Source organism: Sporosarcina sp. P37, from assembly GCF_002109365.1.
In the GTDB taxonomy this organism is placed as follows: Bacteria; Bacillota; Bacilli; order Bacillales_A; family Planococcaceae; genus Sporosarcina.
The window spans coordinates 2131291-2147858 of the sequence record NZ_CP015349.1 but is presented as its reverse complement, the minus strand read 5'-3'; the positions used below and the strand labels follow the sequence as shown (position 1 = coordinate 2147858).

The following is a 16568-nucleotide window of genomic DNA, read 5'->3' as shown; positions in this document are numbered from 1 at the left end:
AGGATGGAGCTATTTCGATTGGTGTTTCCGCAGGTGGGTTATGGAGGGGTCTGATATGGATTATGTTAAAACGGGGTATTTTATCGCCCTTTGATATACGGACAGCGCTAGTATTAGTTGTTTTCCAGTCGAACTTCAGGTGCTGTTGAATACCCCGCAGCACCTGAAGATTACACATTTGCACAAACTTTTTTACGACACTGTGCACGCTTACCCAATGCGTGCATAGTGTTTTTTGTCTAACTTCTTCTTGAAGCCCCTTTTGAATATTTCCTGCACGTTGTTGATCGTGACATACGCTTCTTCATCGGTATGCTGTAAAATGCGTCGCAGCTGAACGAGTTCTGACTGATTAATGATCACATACAAAATATCTTTTGTTTCCATTGTGTAGCCGCCGCGGCCTTCGAGGATGGTGACGCCTCTTCCCATAGTAGTCAGCAGTTCCTGTCGAATGGTTTCCTGGTGATTAGAGATAATCATCACAGCTTTTCGATCGTCTGCCCCGCCAACGATTTTATCAATGACAATCGCCCCGACATAGACAGCCACTAATGTATACATCGCCTTTTCTATTCCTATAACGAAAACCGACAGTAAGATGACTGCGATATCAATGACCAGCATGGATTTACCTACACTCCAGCCTAGCAATTGGGACATCAGTCTGGCCAATATGGTTGCCCCGCCGGAGGTTCCGCCGACTCTGAAAATAATTCCAAGGCCCATGCCGACGAACAGCCCGGCAAACAATGCAGCCAAGAGCGTGTCATTGCTGAATTTTACTCCCCAATGGACGCTCAGCTGCAAGAATACCGACATGAAAACAGTCGTGATCAGTGTATAGATAAACGACCTTTTGTCTAAAAATTTATAGCCTACTAAAATCAAAACCAAGTTTAACACGAGACTGGCTGCTGCAGTTGACCAGTTAAATACATAATGCGCGATAATGGAAAGTCCAATCACGCCGCCTTCAGACAGCATGTTTGGAATTGCGAAGTAGTTAATTCCAATTGCGAAAAGCAATGAGCCCGCAATCAAGGCTGTATAATCGATCCATTTCTGTTTCATTACTACACCCCTTCTGTCTCATCAGGTGATGAGTTTTTGTGTACATAAAATGGCCCTCACCTGTTGTAAGATGAGGACCAGTAGATGACAGACATATATTTCGCTTATGACAAGAATTTCGATTAATTTTTCAATGGTCCATAAAGGAAGATGAAGGTTGTTTACTTCTCCTTCTGCCAATTTATCGATTAAATACTTCTGGAAAATGTCAGAACCGATCGCATTAACAATTCCATTCTCGGAAGAAATGTATCCAATTCCATATACTCATCGGCTGCATGCCAGTTACCGCCTACGGGACCCATTGCACATATTGTAGGTATTCCAATCGATGAGGCAAATCCTGCATCAGCGGCCCCTTTTGTTTTCTGCTCTGTGATTGGCAATGACATGTCCTGCGCACACTTTTCTACAATTTCGTAAAGGTTCGCTATGCCATCGTTATATTCCATTGGCAAAATACTGACCCCGCCTGATAAACTGCTTTTCGTTCCTGGAATATATGATGTATTTACAATTTTTTCGATTTCTTTATACACTTCATCAAAATCTTTTGTTTTCCAAAATCCTGAATGGACCGTAGCTGATGCATGCGGCGATACCATATTGTTGCTGACACCGCCCTGGATGATGCCAATATTAATGGTTACATCCTTATCATTATTCATTAGTTCCTTAATTTTGATCATCTTTAACGCAAGTTCATCATTCGCACTAATTCCATTTTCAATAAATGCTCCTGAATGGGATGCCTTTCCTTCTACTTCAATTTTGAGATGAGCAGATCCTTTTCTTGCGGTGACAACTGAACCATCAGGTCGCCCTGCTTCAAGATTAAAAACTGCTAATGCATCCTTAGCTCTTTCTTCAATAACTGCTCTCGAAATCGGGGAACCAATTTCTTCTTCCGGTGTAAACAAGATTTCAATATCGCATAAATCATCAACAGCAAATTCCTTCAGCGCTGCAGCTGCATAAATCATCGTCACCAAGCCGGCTTTCATGTCTGATACTCCGGGTCCGCGCAGAAGATTTCCCTCTACGGCGAACGGTCTGTCTTTTGTCGTTCCATCCGGATGGACCGTATCCATATGACCCATCAGTAGGATCTTCCCGTCTTTTGGCCCCTTAATAGTAGCGATTATATGATTTCCGAATTCCTCATTTTCTCTTACTTCATAGGAAATCCCTTTGCCGTCAAGCAATTCCATAATCTTTGCGGCTACATTATTGACGCCTGCTTTATCGTAAGAATAACTGTCTGTATTTACAATTGACTTGAGAAAGTCCAAGGCTTCTTGTTCATTTGCAGCCAGGTATTCGGTAAGCTTTGTCATGACTTGCGCGCTCATAATTTAATCACTTTCCTTTTCTAATTTCCTTGCCAGCGTGTACTTTTTGAATTCATTAAATATAATTTTTCCAAATACGAAGAACGTGATAACCAAAATGACTGCACTGACTGGTCTTGTGAAGAAGATACTTAAACTTTCCTGGGACAATAACATAGATCTTCTGAAGTTTGTTTCTGCAATAGGCGCCAGAATCATGGCTAACAGTAAAGGAGCCAGAGGTAATTCGACTTTTAGCATCACATAGCCCAACAATCCAAATATCAGCATGATCATTACATCAAACATTGAATTGGCGATGGAGTATGAACCTAATACACAAAGCACCACAATCACCGGCATTAGAATTCCTTCCGGTATGCGCAATAACTTCGGGAATATTTTAGTGGCTCCAAGTCCCAATGCGAGCATAAAGATATTCGCTACAATTAATGCCATGAAAATTCCATAAATCACATCGGCATTTGTTGTAAATAACATAGGACCCGGCGTCAGGCCTTGTATCATCAATGCACCAAGCATTACTGCCGTGATTACATCACCTGGAATTCCTAATGTCAGCAGCGGTACTAATGCTCCGCCTGTTACTGCACTATTAGCAGATTCAGTCGCAGCCAGACCATCTACGTTTCCTTTTCCAAATTGGGATTTATCTTTTGAGGCACGTTTTGCTTCATTATAAGCAACGAATGAAGCTACACCTGATCCTGTTGCCGGAATAATCCCTATAAATGTTCCTATCGCTGAAGAACGAAGCAAGTTAAACCAGTTTCTTTTCAACTCTGACATCTTTAGGCCAATAGAAGTCGACCCTATTTTACTTTGCAATTGCTCGCTTTTACCTTCCATCCTTGTCAAGACTTCTGAAATAGCGAATAACCCAACCAAAGCAGGTACCACGTTAATTCCGTTTAATAAATCTACACTGCCAAAAGTAAATCTTTCTGTTCCTTTAACCGGATCTAGTCCGATAGAAGCAATGATTAATCCTATTAAGCCTGCAATAACGCCCTTTAATAGTGACTTCCCCGATACGCCCGCCACTATCGATAAGCCGAAAATTGCCAAAGCAAAATATTCTGGAGGTCCAAACGTTAGAGCAAACTTTGCCAATTGCGGTGAAACGAGAATTAGCACCACACAACTGAAAATTCCGCCAATTACAGATGCAACAGTCGTCATGGTAAGTGCCTTTTTCGCTTCTCCTCTTTTTGTCAATGCCGGCCCTTCCAATAGCGCTGCCGCTGCTGCCGCAGTTCCTGGTGTTCCAACGAGGATAGCCGTGATAGACCCGGCATAGACAGCTCCAACATACACGCCCAGCAATGCACTGAACGCAACGATAGGCGGTATTCCGAATGTCAGCGGTATTAATAATGCCAGCCCCATTGTCGCTGTGAGCCCGGGCAATGCTCCAAATACAATGCCCAGTGCAACTCCTGCTAAGTTAGCAAGGAGTGCGACCGGAGCCAAAGCGAATAGTAATCCTGCAATAATATCTGGGGACACAGTATCCCCTCCTTTTTAAAGTTTAAGGTAATGGAATTTTGAAAAGGAAAGTAAACACGTAATATAAAACAAACGGCAACAGTATAGACGTAGCGATCAAGATTGGAATCTTCCGAATTCCAAATAACCACTGCCCAATAAAAAGGAATACTATGGTTGAAATAATGAACCCCGTTTGAAAGAATAATGCTATATAGCCGAGCAGCACAATAATGAATAGAACCACTCCAAAGACTGTCTTTCCATTAAAGGCTATTACGTCTTTACTGCGCTTGAAACGCAGTATTGCGGTGATTAGTAAAATAACAGAGGTAACCGCAATTAACAGGAAGACCAATTTGGGAAAGAAATCCGGCCCGTATTTAATAGTAGAATCTACTTTTAACTTTGAAGAGAAAAAATAACCAATCACTGAAAACAACAATAAAACTATACCTGTAGAAATATCACTAATTTCTTTTTTCATAGATTCCATACCACCTATGTCGTGTTATTTTAATTTAACGACTGAATTACTTTTCCATTCTTCTCATTTTCATTTGATACTTTTTCTTTAAATTCATCAGAGTTAAGATATTTGATTGGAAGTCCCGCATTTTGGAACTGCCCCTTTACTTTGTCTTCATCCAATGCATTTTTAATTGCTTCATCCAATTTGTCTACTATTTCTTTTGGTGTATCTTTAGGTGCCATGAAACCAAACCAAGCACCTTGACCAACCAATTCATAATCTAATTCTTTAAAGGTTGGCACGTCAGGCAGATTCTCTAATCTTTCATCTGAAGTTACCGCAAGAATTTTAAGTGCGTTACTTTCTGCATGAGGGGTAATCTCAGAAATAGTATTTACTGAAGCCGTGATATGATTGCCAAGTAATGCACTGACAGCCTCCGCCCCTCCATCGAATGGAACGTGCTCCATTTCTGTATCTGGAATCTGATTTAAAAATTCAGCAGTAACAACGTGTTGATGCAATCCGGCACCAGTAGTTCCGTACGTAGCTTGTCCTGGATTTTCTTTTGCAAATTGCAGAAGTTCATCCAGAGAATTGATACCTGAATCCGAATTAACTGCTATGCCATACGGTGCTTCAGAAATCTGAGCAATCGGGTAAAAGTCTTCCGTCACGTTATATCCCACGTCATTTGCATTTGGCGTCAATGTAGAAGGTCCGACAGCCGTTAGAATAATTGTATAGCCATCTGGTTTTGATCCTTTCAGCGTGTTCATTCCTGTTGCTCCTGCGCCGCCAGGTTTAGAGACCACGTTAACCGTCTGCCCTAATTGATTTTGCAGAGATTGACCGATCAAGCGGGCTTGTACATCCGCACTTCCCCCGGGACCATAAGGGATTATCAAACTAATCGGGCGCTTCGGATAATCCAAATCACCCGATGAAGCGCTTTCACTTCCGCTATCTTTATTGCAGGCAGTGAGAATAACAAGTGCCAATGTAAGAAAAAGCATCATAAGCTTTTTACTATTTTTAATCATTTTATTTCCTCCTCTTTTTCCTTAAAATTTATGCTCTCTTTTTCTGAAACTCCTAGGTAAGGTTTCAGAAAATTTAAACGTAGTGTTATAATATATGGTGTTCGTATAAATGTAAAATATATATTAAGTGTATTCTATATATCTTTTTCGTATATAAGGAATAAGGGGGCATGCTTCATTGAATATTCAAAGACTAAAGTATTTTATGGCAGTTGTTGAACACGGCACCATTTCAAAAGCCGCCATAGCACTAAATATTACCCAACCGCCGTTAAGTGCGGCAATCAAAGGTTTTGAAGATGAAATAGGCGTCAATTTATTCGACAGAATCGGGAAAAGGATGTATCTGAACGATACCGGACGGTTATTATATAGGCGCGGAAAAGAGTTATTGGCGTCTGCAGAAATAATTATTCAAGAAATTCATGAACATCATCAAGGTGAAGGCGGACATATTACGATTGGGTCTTCAACTATTGCAAATCTAACAATCATTCCCGAAGTTGTTCATTACTTTAATGAACGGGATATACCGATTATTATCCATGTCAAGGAAGGCAACGCGGCCTATATACTGGAGCAAATACGTCATCATAAGATGGACATAGGAATTTTGCGTAATGTTTTTAATAAAGAAGACTTGCATACGATTCCTTTATTATCTGAGAGATTGCTGGTAGCCCTTCCGCCTTCCCATCCTTTGGCCGACAATAAATCCATTACATTAGATGAACTAAAAGATGAGAAGTTCTTTATGCAGCATACAACTTTCGGTCATGGCATCTCTGAAGATATATTGGAAGAATGTCATATTCGCGGATTTAATCCGAACATCATTTATTGGGGAACTGAAACTTTACCTATGCTCAATATGGTAAAGAAAGGTATGGGCGTGGCATTTTGTCCCGAAGCTTTCTCAAAGCTAGATGGAATGGATCTTCCCCCGCTTTTGGAGCTGTCTGATCCGGTTCTTTATTCAAAATTAAATTTAGTGACCTCCAAAAACGGCGTGAAAAAAGCAGCAGCGGAACACTTTATTAAAGTAGCAAAAGAAATAGTAAAAATTTTGGATATTCATTAATCAAATATAATTAAGATTCTAAAATAACTTATACACAAATGGAATTACCCATGATAATCTATTAACGGAATATAATGATAAACAGAAATGAGTGGAAACATGAAAACATTTAACATTGCGGTAATTGCCGGAGACGGAATTGGGCAGGAAGTGGTTGATGAAGGCATAAAGGTAATGAAAAAGGCAGCGGAATTGGATGGCCGCCTGTCCTTTGGGTTCACGTATTTTCCGTGGGGCTGTGAATATTATCTGGAGCACGGAAGTATGATGGCGCCTGACGGGATGGAACAGTTGGAGAAGTTCGATGCCATTTATTTAGGGGCTGTCGGTTTTCCGGGGGTCCCGGATCATATTTCCTTATGGGATCTGCTCTTGATTATCCGAAAGCAGTTTGATCAGTATGTGAATATTCGGCCGATCCAGCTATTGAATGGAGCTCCTTGTCCGATTGAAAACGGTTCGAAGGAAACGATCGACATGCTGTTTATTCGCGAAAATAGTGAAGGTGAATACGCGGGTGCCGGTGATTGGCTGTTTAAAGGGAAGCCAGAAGAAGTCGTACTGCAGACAGGCGTCTTCTCCCGCAAAGGAACGGAGCGCATCATTCGCTATGCATTTGAAACTGCTTCAGCTATGGGGAAGACACTGACGAGCATCAGTAAAGCAAATGCGCTGAATTATTCGATGGTTTTCTGGGATGAAGTGTTTGAAGAAGTAAGCAAAGACTATCCGCATGTGCAGACGGCAAGCTATCTTGTCGATGCCGCTGCCATGCTGATGATTAAAGATCCGGGACGGTTTGAAGTTGTCGTCACGTCCAATCTGTTCGGTGATATTTTAACCGATCTTGGTGCCGCACTTGCTGGCGGAATGGGTCTCGCTGCCGGAGCGAATATTAACCCTGAAAAAACGTACCCTTCTATGTTTGAGCCAGTGCACGGCTCCGCGCCCGATATTGCCGGACAGCATATCGCGAATCCATTGGCAGCAATCTGGTCAGCCAGTCAAATGTTCGATTTCTTTGGATATGAAGACCTTGGAAAACTGTTGCTGGATTCCATTGAGGAGTTATTGACGACAAAATCTGCGCTGACTCCTGATTTAGGCGGCAGCGCGAGTACAATAGAATTAGGAAATGCAATAGTGGATATAATTGAATCTAAATATGTGTAACGATGAAATTCATCCCGGTCATGTGTTTAATTCTTTGATCTCTTCTGTTGAGTGGTATACCAGCTGAAATAACCAGTCCGCAAAAAAAGAAGTTGCGGCTCGTGTTTTGAGCTTCAACTTCTTTTGCTGTAATCTTTTGACCGTTAACAGAATTGACTAAACTTTATTTATGAATATTATTGCCAACTTACTATTGGATTTTTCGTCACACAATCAATATGCACATTTGTTTTAATCTTTCCGCCAAATGTATGATTAGAACCAAATGCGACATGGATTGTTTCATACGCTTTTTCATCTTCAAGAATATTGCCGGTTAAACGAGCTGCGTGATTTGTCCCAATACCTAGTTCGCATAAATACCTTCCGTCCCCATCACCCAGCAGTTCCAGCAATTTCTTTCCGTCCTCTCCGCTGGCGTCAATTAACCGGCCTTTTTCTATCGTTAATAGTACAGGCTCCGCCACTAATCCTATACCCGAAATTGATCCGTTTATTTCAATTCTTCCTTCCGCTTCCCCTTCAAGCGGCGCAATATATGCTTCGCCAGACGGGAGGTTTCCAGACGCCGCTTGTCCGCGGAATACCCCTGTGCTTGGTACTCCGTCACGGCCGGTTACTGGTATGACTAGTTCATGCGCTTCCCCTGTTTGAATAGTAACCGTATTCGCCTCTGTTAATCTCTCCGTCATACTAAACGTTTCCTCTTCCACCCGGCTGTAATCAGCGGACATCGCACCGTTTAAAAACATATCTTCGGTAATACCCGGCATTGTAATGACGCTGATTCCATGAGTATTGGCATTCTTTCTGGCGACTGTATGAGTCAATGAATGCTTCGTCAAACAAAACACCAGATCATATTTCAACATTTCATCTGCAGCTTCCTGAGGAGGTTCTTCTCCGGACCTCGTGCGATCTTCCATGCAATATTCACGTACTTTCCAGCCATCCTCTTGCAGGGCATCTGCAAATTTCTTACCCAATTCCTCAGTACTCTTATCCATTAGAACTAACACATTGATGTCTTTTGTTACTTCAAAGTTATTTACCATTAGCTTAGAAACTGTTTGTTGAAAGTTATTCATTCTGCTGCACCCTTTCTTTTTGATAAATATACACTATATAACACAAATACTAACGCAATAAAGGTTCCCAGGCCTACTGGTTCACTCAATAAAAAATAACCTAAAAAAATTGTTGTGATAGGCATCAAATACGTAATCGAAAGCGCAAAAATGGCTCCGCCAGACTTCACTATATGATAAAAAAGTAAATTTCCTATACCCGAGTTGACTCCGCCCAGCAGCAAAAACCAGTAGAAATTTTGACTGTCTGTAAATCCTTGCAGGCTGCCTGGATCCGCCGCCAGCATGATAGGACCTGAAAAGAGGATGCCAGCCGTCATAGAACAAAGGGATATGGTCACGACTGAATACTTCGTTAAGAACTTCCCTGTTAACACAGACGATAACGCATAAAAGTTCACAGCCAGAAGCAATATAATCGCACTCCCTGCCTGAAAGCTTTTCGTCTCTGCTGAACCAATTGCAAAAGCAATGAAAATCCCCGTGAAGCCAACAATGACACTAATAATGGCTGTTCTTTCTACACGTTCTCTTAATAAAATCATAGTAAGCAGCACACCAAATATCGGACCCGTTGCATTTAACACTGCACTGATCGTCGTGTCTAAGTTCTGCAAACTGATGCTCATTAGTATCCACGGTATCCCTGCGCTCAGCAAAGGAATTCCCAACAGTAAAGGAACCTCGTCCCAAGTACATTTTCCTTTCTCTTTTTTCATTAGATAAAATGGCAATAATGTCAGCGCGCCAAATATGCAGCGATAAAATACAATAGACACTGGATGGAAGTCTGGTAATAATAACTTAGTAAAATAGAATGTCGAGCCCCACAGTACGCTGAGCAAGAATAAAGCGATAACTGGCATGTTACTACCCCCCCATGTAAAAAAGACCCGGAAAACCGGGTCTATTCAGACACAAACTCAGACAGGACTTGGGCAACCAGTGCACGCGGCAAAATCACCGGCAGCCCGCTGCTCTTTACAGCCTCCAATTTATGCTCTTCATCATAGCCCATGCAGTCAAGCACAATCATACTGGCACCTCGCTCTTGCAGTGCAAGTGCAGCTCCTGCGATATCACTTTTTTCATAGGGCGATGCTGCTTCTGAAAGCAGCTTCAGCCCTTGCTGATCCCATTTCGCCAGCAATTTCTCTCTCTGCTCTTCTAATGGAATGATCAGCCCGAGCGGACATGACGGTGACATAGCGCTAACCATTTCATTTAGCACTTGATCGGGATAGATAATAGGATTTTTCGTGCGCAATGCGGGAAAATCACCTGTACATAACATTAATGTAATATCCGTTTTACTCTCCAGTTCGGTTAATTCTTTCTGCAATAAAGGGAGGAGTTTGCTTTTCCCGATTTTTACGGACTGGCCATTTCGCAATCTGGAAATATAAGTAGTATCAGTGTCTTCAGGTTCAACAGAATGAATAGATTCTTCCGTCAAGCTGTCTAATCCTCCGCTTTCTATAATCGTGACGTCTGGCCCCATATAGGATTGAATGAATGGAGTCACGTCCGTTCGCGGCGACTGTCCGATTGTCAAAACACCTATGATTTTCTTTGTCATGCTTCTTCATTCCCTAGTGTTTGGAGATGTTTCATAGAACCATACAGCATTTCCAAACGTTCAAATTCTTTTCTGTCATAGAATTCAATTTGACCTCTTGTATATTCTTTAGCAATTTCGATAGTGAATCGTACTGCCTGCGCTACATCCACTTCATGACTTGCACCCGTTCCACAGCCTGGTACAGCTGTTTTAGCAGTGATTGCCACACCTACTACGGGGGCGTCTGTTGCGACTGCAGGCTGCAGAATGCTGTTAATGTGATAGACATCATTCCCGTAAGGAGTGATATCCTGCGTAGTCACCGCAAATGTTACCGGCAGATCCCCTGTTGTCATTTCCATAATTCTAAGTAATTCATCACTGAATTTCAGTACATATCCAGACTTTACAGTCGGTGACAGTGCGATTCCGCGATGGTTAATTACCCGATTTCCTTTTGTAGTATCGATGGAAACAACCGCATCCATCTCGGGTACTACTTCGTATTGATTCATCGTCAGGATATCTACTGGTGATCCCATGAAATCCACTGGCTCGTGTGGCTGTGTAGGGGCAGTTGGACAGATATGTGTAGTAATAATGACGTCGCCGGGCAAACGGTCACCCCTTACCGACATATTGGCGAGTTTTACACCAATTGAAACCGCTGCCGCCGCCCCATCTCCGTCTGATACGAATCCTATTCTATGAGGACGCGCCCCTATTCCGCCTAAACGGCCAACGATTCCAAGTGTTCGAGCCTCCCCTCCGCTAAGCCGGCCTTCTGTTCCTTTGACAATGATTTTCACGAAGTCTGTAGAACCTTCAGCACCTGTAACTGTCTTATAAGAAGCTTCACAATGTTCAAATCCCTCGAATAAATCGACTATTTGTTTTCCGCTGACATGGATATCATCTAAAATTTCCATAACGTCCATTGTATATTTTAATGACATAAGTACTCATCCTTTTCAAAGAATAGTTTTGTTAATAATCGGTTCAATCACACGCAATAATTTTTCATTGAACATCGTCGAGCTTAATTTCAAATGTTCTTTCGGCACAGAAATTACTGCGATCTTCATTCCTTCCTCCAGCTCCGCACTGACAACGGGCATTCCTGTTTCAGCGTTAAATGTCATAATGAGATCAGGGAACGTCCCTTTTCTCTCTCCATTCATCTCCACCGTCATATATTCATTCCAAAACGTCATCTCCAGATCATCCACTTGGACAAAGCCGACGTCAAACCCTTTGACAGCTTTTAATTCGAACTGGCTGATTGTGCCTGAATGAATGACGCGGCCTTTTAAATGAGCAGCTACCGCTTCGATCCGGTCAGGGCCTTCTGCCGAGAAGAAGACTTCGCCAAGTTCAATAGCTTGTGATATTCCGCCTACCGCAGCATGTTTTTTAATATGACCAATGGATACAGGGTTTCTGCAAACTCCTACCATGCCGCCTGCTTCTACGGAGACTGAACGCACTACGTTTGATGAAATATCCAGCGTACTGGTGATAACACCTTCTACTCGCCGGGCACCTTCTCCGCCAGCATATGCTTGGATTGACACGTAGCCTTCTTCTTCCGATAAGTTTAAAGATCCCATAGATCCTGTTGGATGGGCTCTGCCGTTGCATGGCGCATCCAAAAACGGAAGTCCTGTTGCAGCTGCTTGGAGCCAGCCGTTAATAGTAGTGGCCGCGCCGTTTTCATTTGTCATGAGCGCTTTAATCGGTTTTGAAAATTCTTGCTGTACTCGTTCCACTGTTGAAACGAGCTGTTCACTATTGATATATACATTTCTTGCAGATGGGGCACCAACCAGTGATACACAGGCTGCATAATCTTCATCTTTCAATTCATCTATCGTGATAAGTTGAGGTGAGCCGAGAGCAAAAGCTTGCTCTGTTTTCTCCAAGCCATCTGAGATCCAGCCTCCTCCGCCGCCGCCTAAAATACAGCCTCCATATACTCCGTTGATAGCATCTTCTTTTGTAAGTGTTCTTGTTGTCATAATTATTCCTCCATTACTTTGCTTTCCATAGTGATGTGAAGAAGCTGTAGATTGCGTCCCCAGCGATAAATCCTGCCGCCATGGTATACATTGCAGATTCTGCCTCTGGACCTTTTACTTTCAGTACAATAAACCGAATTGTGATACCAACAAGTACAGCCCAGCCTGCGATTGGATTAACGATCAATAGCCCCGTCGCGAATAAGATACCCATTTGTCTTCTGGGACCGCCGATTAATTGGATAATTGCTCCTGGAATTGCCCATAGAAGAAGCAACATGCCAACGTTTCCGCCCAAGCCGCTTTCAATCGTAGTAGCATAGACGTAGTTTACTGGCGGTACGAGATCTTGTGCGAAGAAGGAATCATGGAAAAGTGCGACCATGACAACCGCTACCCCAAAACCGATTAATGAACTTTTCAATTGCTGCCTGCGGCCAAATATCTCTATTGCTTTTACTTCATGATTCCGTAAGATTGCACCTGATTTAAAGTCATAGCCTAAATCAGCAAATGCTGGACCTGTCGCAGCCGTAAAACCAGTAAGTAGTGCAAGTGCAATCGGCGGGAAGCCTAACATCATACCGATAAGCAAGGAAATCAATGTCACCGCAAACGCCGGGAACCAGCCCGAGTGCATGGCTGCAATTCCGACGATGATTTCACTGGCTAATGCTGCAAATGCTGCAAACAGTACAAACGTAATAGTCTGTGTAACAGACATGTCGCCGATGATTCCGCCAATAACCGCTAAAATCAGAGCGGACACTAAATACAGCAGAAAACCGATGCCAAATCCTTTTTTCACATCACTGTCTGAGCGCGTGCAGCTATAGTCAGCTTCTTCACGCTGCGCATTCTTTTGTTTCTTCGCCTGCCAAAGCGTGATGACGAATTGCAGTAAGGCAACTGAGCCCGCACCAATCATCATGCCGTGCGGAATATAGAATTCATTTAAATCTACACCGAATATCGGAACGGAATAGCCTCGAAGCAATAGACCAATACCGAACATGAGTAACGCCCAAATGTTTCCGATAAATGCCACACCAAATGCTGACATTGCAATGCCGAAGTACGAACCGATTACCCCGATTCCAATACCGATGCCAAGGAATTTTGCTTTTGAACCGCCTTGATCCCCTGCTTTTAGAGCTTCAGCAGTCGCAATACCAGGCGGCCATGCTTCGTTTGCTCCAAATAGTTTGGAATCGAATACTTTATAGAGAATAAATACATCGATGAACAAAGCCAGTCCTGCACCAATTAGCATCGGTGTAATGAGCTCTGGCATCCCCATTACAAATGGAAGACCGATCGGAATGAGCAAACTATTCGCCGCTCCGAAAGTAGCCGCTGAGATTGACGTCTGAATAAGGTTTTGATTCTCTATAGAACGATATTTATAAAACATCTGCATGGGTATTCTGGCAATCAGCATCGCTATCAGCGCACCGATAATTGATGTGTTCGGCGTAATTCCTAAAGATGTAATCAGCTGCATCCCAATGATGGCTCCAAATATTGAAATGATTATAGAAAATATTACAAACGGTATATCAAATATTTTTGTCTTTGTATTCATCCCTTGCCCTCCTTTATGAATTGCTTATATACGGCTGCCTGCGCTTCAACCAAATCAATAATTGGTATTTGGATAGCTTTTGATAAATATGCTTTCAGGCGAATCGTAGAAAATCCTGTACAGGCAAACAATAAAACATTGGCTCCCGATTTAACTCTTTCATTCGCAAGTGCCAGTAATTCTGCTTTTGCCTGTTCAGTAAACAGGTCCGTAGTTTTTTGCAGGTTTGGCGAATGTGTATAAGAATGAAAACAGTCCCCTAATTCATTTTTGATATTTTTCGGAACCGTATCCGTAATTCCTATCACCGCAACTTTTTGTCCTGCTTGCATAGCCGCCTTAGCCCCACATGCACCTGCACCCATGACAGGAAAATTGGCTATTTCCTTTACTTCCTGCAGCCCCGGATCAGCGGCACAACTAATCGTAATGGCATTGACCCCAGGTTCACTGATGAGTTCTTGAGCGAGAGAAATGATCTTTGGGACCGCTTCTGCTTCTGTCTTATGATCGTAAATGCCATTTGGCTGATTTGGGATACATCGTGTAATCGATTGAATTTGATCTGTTTCCCACATGCGCCTTCCATGCTCTAGCAAAATCTTTTCATCGTCTGTTGTCAAAACCCTGATGATTCCCAACATTTCCATCACTCCTTTGAATTGATTATAAATAGTTTGACTATTCAATGTAATGTTAGTAGTGTGCAATATTCAGTCAACTGCATTGCACATAATTTACACAATAAAAAATAGACGTTCAGAGACGTCTACTGATCTACAGATTTTATTCGCAAGCAAAAGTTCAAAATGAAGCGATTTTCCGCGTCATCAATATTCATTTGCAGCAGTTCTTGTATTTTTTGCAGCCGGAATGTCAGTGTTCTTCTGTGAATGAATAATTTTTCCGATGCCTTTGTCACATTTCCATTCTCATTCAAATAGATTTCCAGCGTGTGAAGTAACTCTTTATTTTGATTTGCAGACAACGGCTCTAAAATGCCCTCTGTATAATTTTTCACCGCACTTTGTGACGTTAAGTTGATAAGAATCTCATAAATGCCCAATTGATCATAGGTATAGAAATTCTCTTCTTTTCTAATAAGGCGTCCGATTTCCATAGTTTTATCCGCCAACCGGATACTGTCCGTCAGCAAGCGACTGTCTTTTTCAATTGGAGCCACTGCGATTGTCAGTGAATGGGCGCTCTCTGTAACCATTTTTTTTAGTGATTGCATAACAGACATATCCTTGTTTTTTTCACATTCCAGCAATCCATAGAAGTAACCATGCTTTTCAAATAATGTAAAAGTGCAGTCCGGAATGTCTTCCATCATGAGCAGGAGCTCTTTTAATACTATATTTGAATGATCAATCAGATAATGTGTCAATGTATCATGTTTTTCAAACCAGCCGGTATGGAAGCGAATAACAAAGTATTCCGTTAACTGAAGGCCTTCCTCATCCACTTGGTTAAATTGCTCCAGACGTTTAAGATGTTCAATTCGCTTGTTTTGCAAATAAAGCTGTTCGTTCATAAATAATTCTTCTATCTTTTCAGCAGTTTCTTTCAGGTTTTCAATTGGGCTGTTGCCTGCTTCCAATTTTTCTGTATACGGGATATGAAGCATTCCAAAGACGTGTTTGTTAGACAGTAACGGCATGATAAGGATCTTCCGAAAACCGTCAATTTTCAGCGAAGTTCCCCCGGTTTGTATCAGGGAACTCTTCCATTCCCCGGTAAGCTTTACATAGTCCTCATGAATCGGTCTAGAGAATAAAGCACTGGAATCCCGCCAGCCATTCGGCAGAAACTTTTCCGTACAATAAAGCAGCGAACCTTGTTCATCTTCTATATATAATGGCCCTCCGATAATTTCACTCAATTCTTCCATTGCTATTGAAAGAGAGGCGAACGATTTAGATTCAAAATCTATTAGCGGCTGGTAGGAGTTTTCCTTTAACCGCTTCTCTTTGTATAACTGCTCATATAAGGGAGCAAGCACATTGATATAGGAAACATTTTTCGGTATGACTATAATGGGGAAGTCCGCTTCATCCGCAATTGCCAGCATTTTCTCAGGCAATGCATCTACGAATCGGCCAAGTTTGATGACAATACCTGCCGCATTTTTTTCAATTAACGTCTGAACGATTTCAATTTGCTTGTCCTTATCATTCTTAATGGAATAAAACGCTGTCATTACTAATATCCCGGGTGTAACCCAGCTGACTACTTCAGGAACTTCCATTACTTCGATAGAGGTGATTGTACGTGTCATACCAGTAGATCCAGCAACAACCTTACTTTTCGTCAAGTCACCAATCGCTAATGCGTCTTGAATATTCATCTGTAATCCCCCCTGAGTTAATAGTATACAATATACTGTGTATTATACGCTTAGAAAGAGAGTTAGCGTTTTTAATATTTATTATTCTTTATCTAACAATAAATTCCATAACATGTTTACACCGCTTTTCCACTGCTTCTGCCTTTCATATTCACTTCAACTATATTGTATGTCGGTCAACAGCGAGCACAAGTATAAGGTTGGGACTACACTCCATCAAATAGAAAAGCCGCGCAAAACCAGGTTGCACGAACTCTGGTTTACGCGGTGTTAATTTGGTGAT

Annotated in this window: 15 protein-coding genes; 2 read left to right on the top strand and 13 right to left on the bottom strand. The window is 42.1% G+C overall.

Annotated features, from left to right (window positions below; genetic code table 11):
• Positions 1-210: 210 nt before the first annotated feature.
• The 5 genes from SporoP37_RS11055 to SporoP37_RS11035 form a co-directional block, all read right to left on the bottom strand.
• The gene (locus SporoP37_RS11055; protein ID WP_085430962.1) at positions 211-1074 is read right to left on the bottom strand and encodes a YitT family protein; all 864 of its coding nucleotides are present in this window, start codon (positions 1072-1074) and stop codon (positions 211-213) included.
• A gap of 188 nt (positions 1075-1262) precedes the next feature.
• A complete protein-coding gene (locus tag SporoP37_RS11050; protein ID WP_158233668.1) occupies positions 1263-2411 on the bottom strand; it encodes a M20 family metallopeptidase in 1149 nt (382 codons plus the stop codon).
• An 18-nt stretch (positions 2412-2429) separates the two neighbouring features.
• Entirely contained in the window at positions 2430-3935 is a 1506-nt protein-coding gene (locus SporoP37_RS11045) for a tripartite tricarboxylate transporter permease (RefSeq protein ID WP_085430960.1), read from the bottom strand.
• A gap of 22 nt (positions 3936-3957) precedes the next feature.
• Positions 3958-4401, bottom strand: coding sequence for a tripartite tricarboxylate transporter TctB family protein (locus SporoP37_RS11040; RefSeq protein WP_158233667.1), 444 nt, complete (start codon positions 4399-4401; stop codon positions 3958-3960).
• A gap of 29 nt (positions 4402-4430) precedes the next feature.
• Entirely contained in the window at positions 4431-5429 is a 999-nt protein-coding gene (locus tag SporoP37_RS11035; RefSeq protein ID WP_085430959.1) for a Bug family tripartite tricarboxylate transporter substrate binding protein, read from the bottom strand.
• A gap of 178 nt (positions 5430-5607) precedes the next feature.
• Here SporoP37_RS11035 and SporoP37_RS11030 point away from each other — a divergent pair, with 178 nt between their 5' ends.
• Complete coding sequence (locus SporoP37_RS11030; RefSeq protein WP_081243694.1) at positions 5608-6510, top strand: LysR family transcriptional regulator; 903 nt, start codon at positions 5608-5610, stop codon at positions 6508-6510.
• Positions 6511-6609: 99 nt separating this feature from the next.
• Entirely contained in the window at positions 6610-7683 is a 1074-nt protein-coding gene (locus SporoP37_RS11025) for a tartrate dehydrogenase (protein ID WP_085430958.1), read from the top strand.
• Positions 7684-7859: 176 nt separating this feature from the next.
• On the opposite strand, the gene SporoP37_RS11020 is transcribed toward SporoP37_RS11025, so the two are convergent.
• From SporoP37_RS11020 to SporoP37_RS10985, 8 genes are all read right to left on the bottom strand, one after another.
• Positions 7860-8771 (bottom strand): aminopeptidase, encoded by a 912-nt coding sequence (locus tag SporoP37_RS11020; protein ID WP_085430957.1) that lies wholly within the window; start codon positions 8769-8771, stop codon positions 7860-7862.
• Positions 8768-9637, bottom strand: a complete 870-nt coding sequence (locus tag SporoP37_RS11015; protein ID WP_085430956.1) for a DMT family transporter — start codon at positions 9635-9637, stop codon at positions 8768-8770. Before SporoP37_RS11015 ends, SporoP37_RS11020 begins: the two co-directional genes overlap by 4 nt.
• 41 nt (positions 9638-9678) lie before the next feature.
• Positions 9679-10350 (bottom strand): AroM family protein, encoded by a 672-nt coding sequence (locus SporoP37_RS11010; protein WP_085430955.1) that lies wholly within the window; start codon positions 10348-10350, stop codon positions 9679-9681.
• Positions 10347-11288 carry a DUF1177 domain-containing protein gene (locus SporoP37_RS11005; RefSeq protein ID WP_081243689.1) on the bottom strand — a complete coding sequence of 314 codons (942 nt, stop codon included), beginning with the start codon at positions 11286-11288 and terminating at the stop codon, positions 10347-10349. Before SporoP37_RS11005 ends, SporoP37_RS11010 begins: the two co-directional genes overlap by 4 nt.
• 15 nt (positions 11289-11303) lie before the next feature.
• Positions 11304-12350, bottom strand: a complete 1047-nt coding sequence (locus SporoP37_RS11000; protein WP_085430954.1) for an S-methyl thiohydantoin desulfurase domain-containing protein — start codon at positions 12348-12350, stop codon at positions 11304-11306.
• 13 nt (positions 12351-12363) lie between these two features.
• Positions 12364-13935: an OPT/YSL family transporter gene (locus SporoP37_RS10995; protein WP_081243687.1), complete on the bottom strand. Its 1572-nt coding sequence runs from the start codon at positions 13933-13935 to the stop codon at positions 12364-12366.
• Entirely contained in the window at positions 13932-14579 is a 648-nt protein-coding gene (locus SporoP37_RS10990; RefSeq protein WP_081243686.1) for an aspartate/glutamate racemase family protein, read from the bottom strand. The genes SporoP37_RS10995 and SporoP37_RS10990 overlap by 4 nt, the downstream gene beginning before the upstream one ends.
• A 125-nt stretch (positions 14580-14704) precedes the next feature.
• Positions 14705-16285 carry a PucR family transcriptional regulator gene (locus SporoP37_RS10985; protein WP_085430953.1) on the bottom strand — a complete coding sequence of 527 codons (1581 nt, stop codon included), beginning with the start codon at positions 16283-16285 and terminating at the stop codon, positions 14705-14707.
• Positions 16286-16568 lie beyond the last annotated feature (283 nt).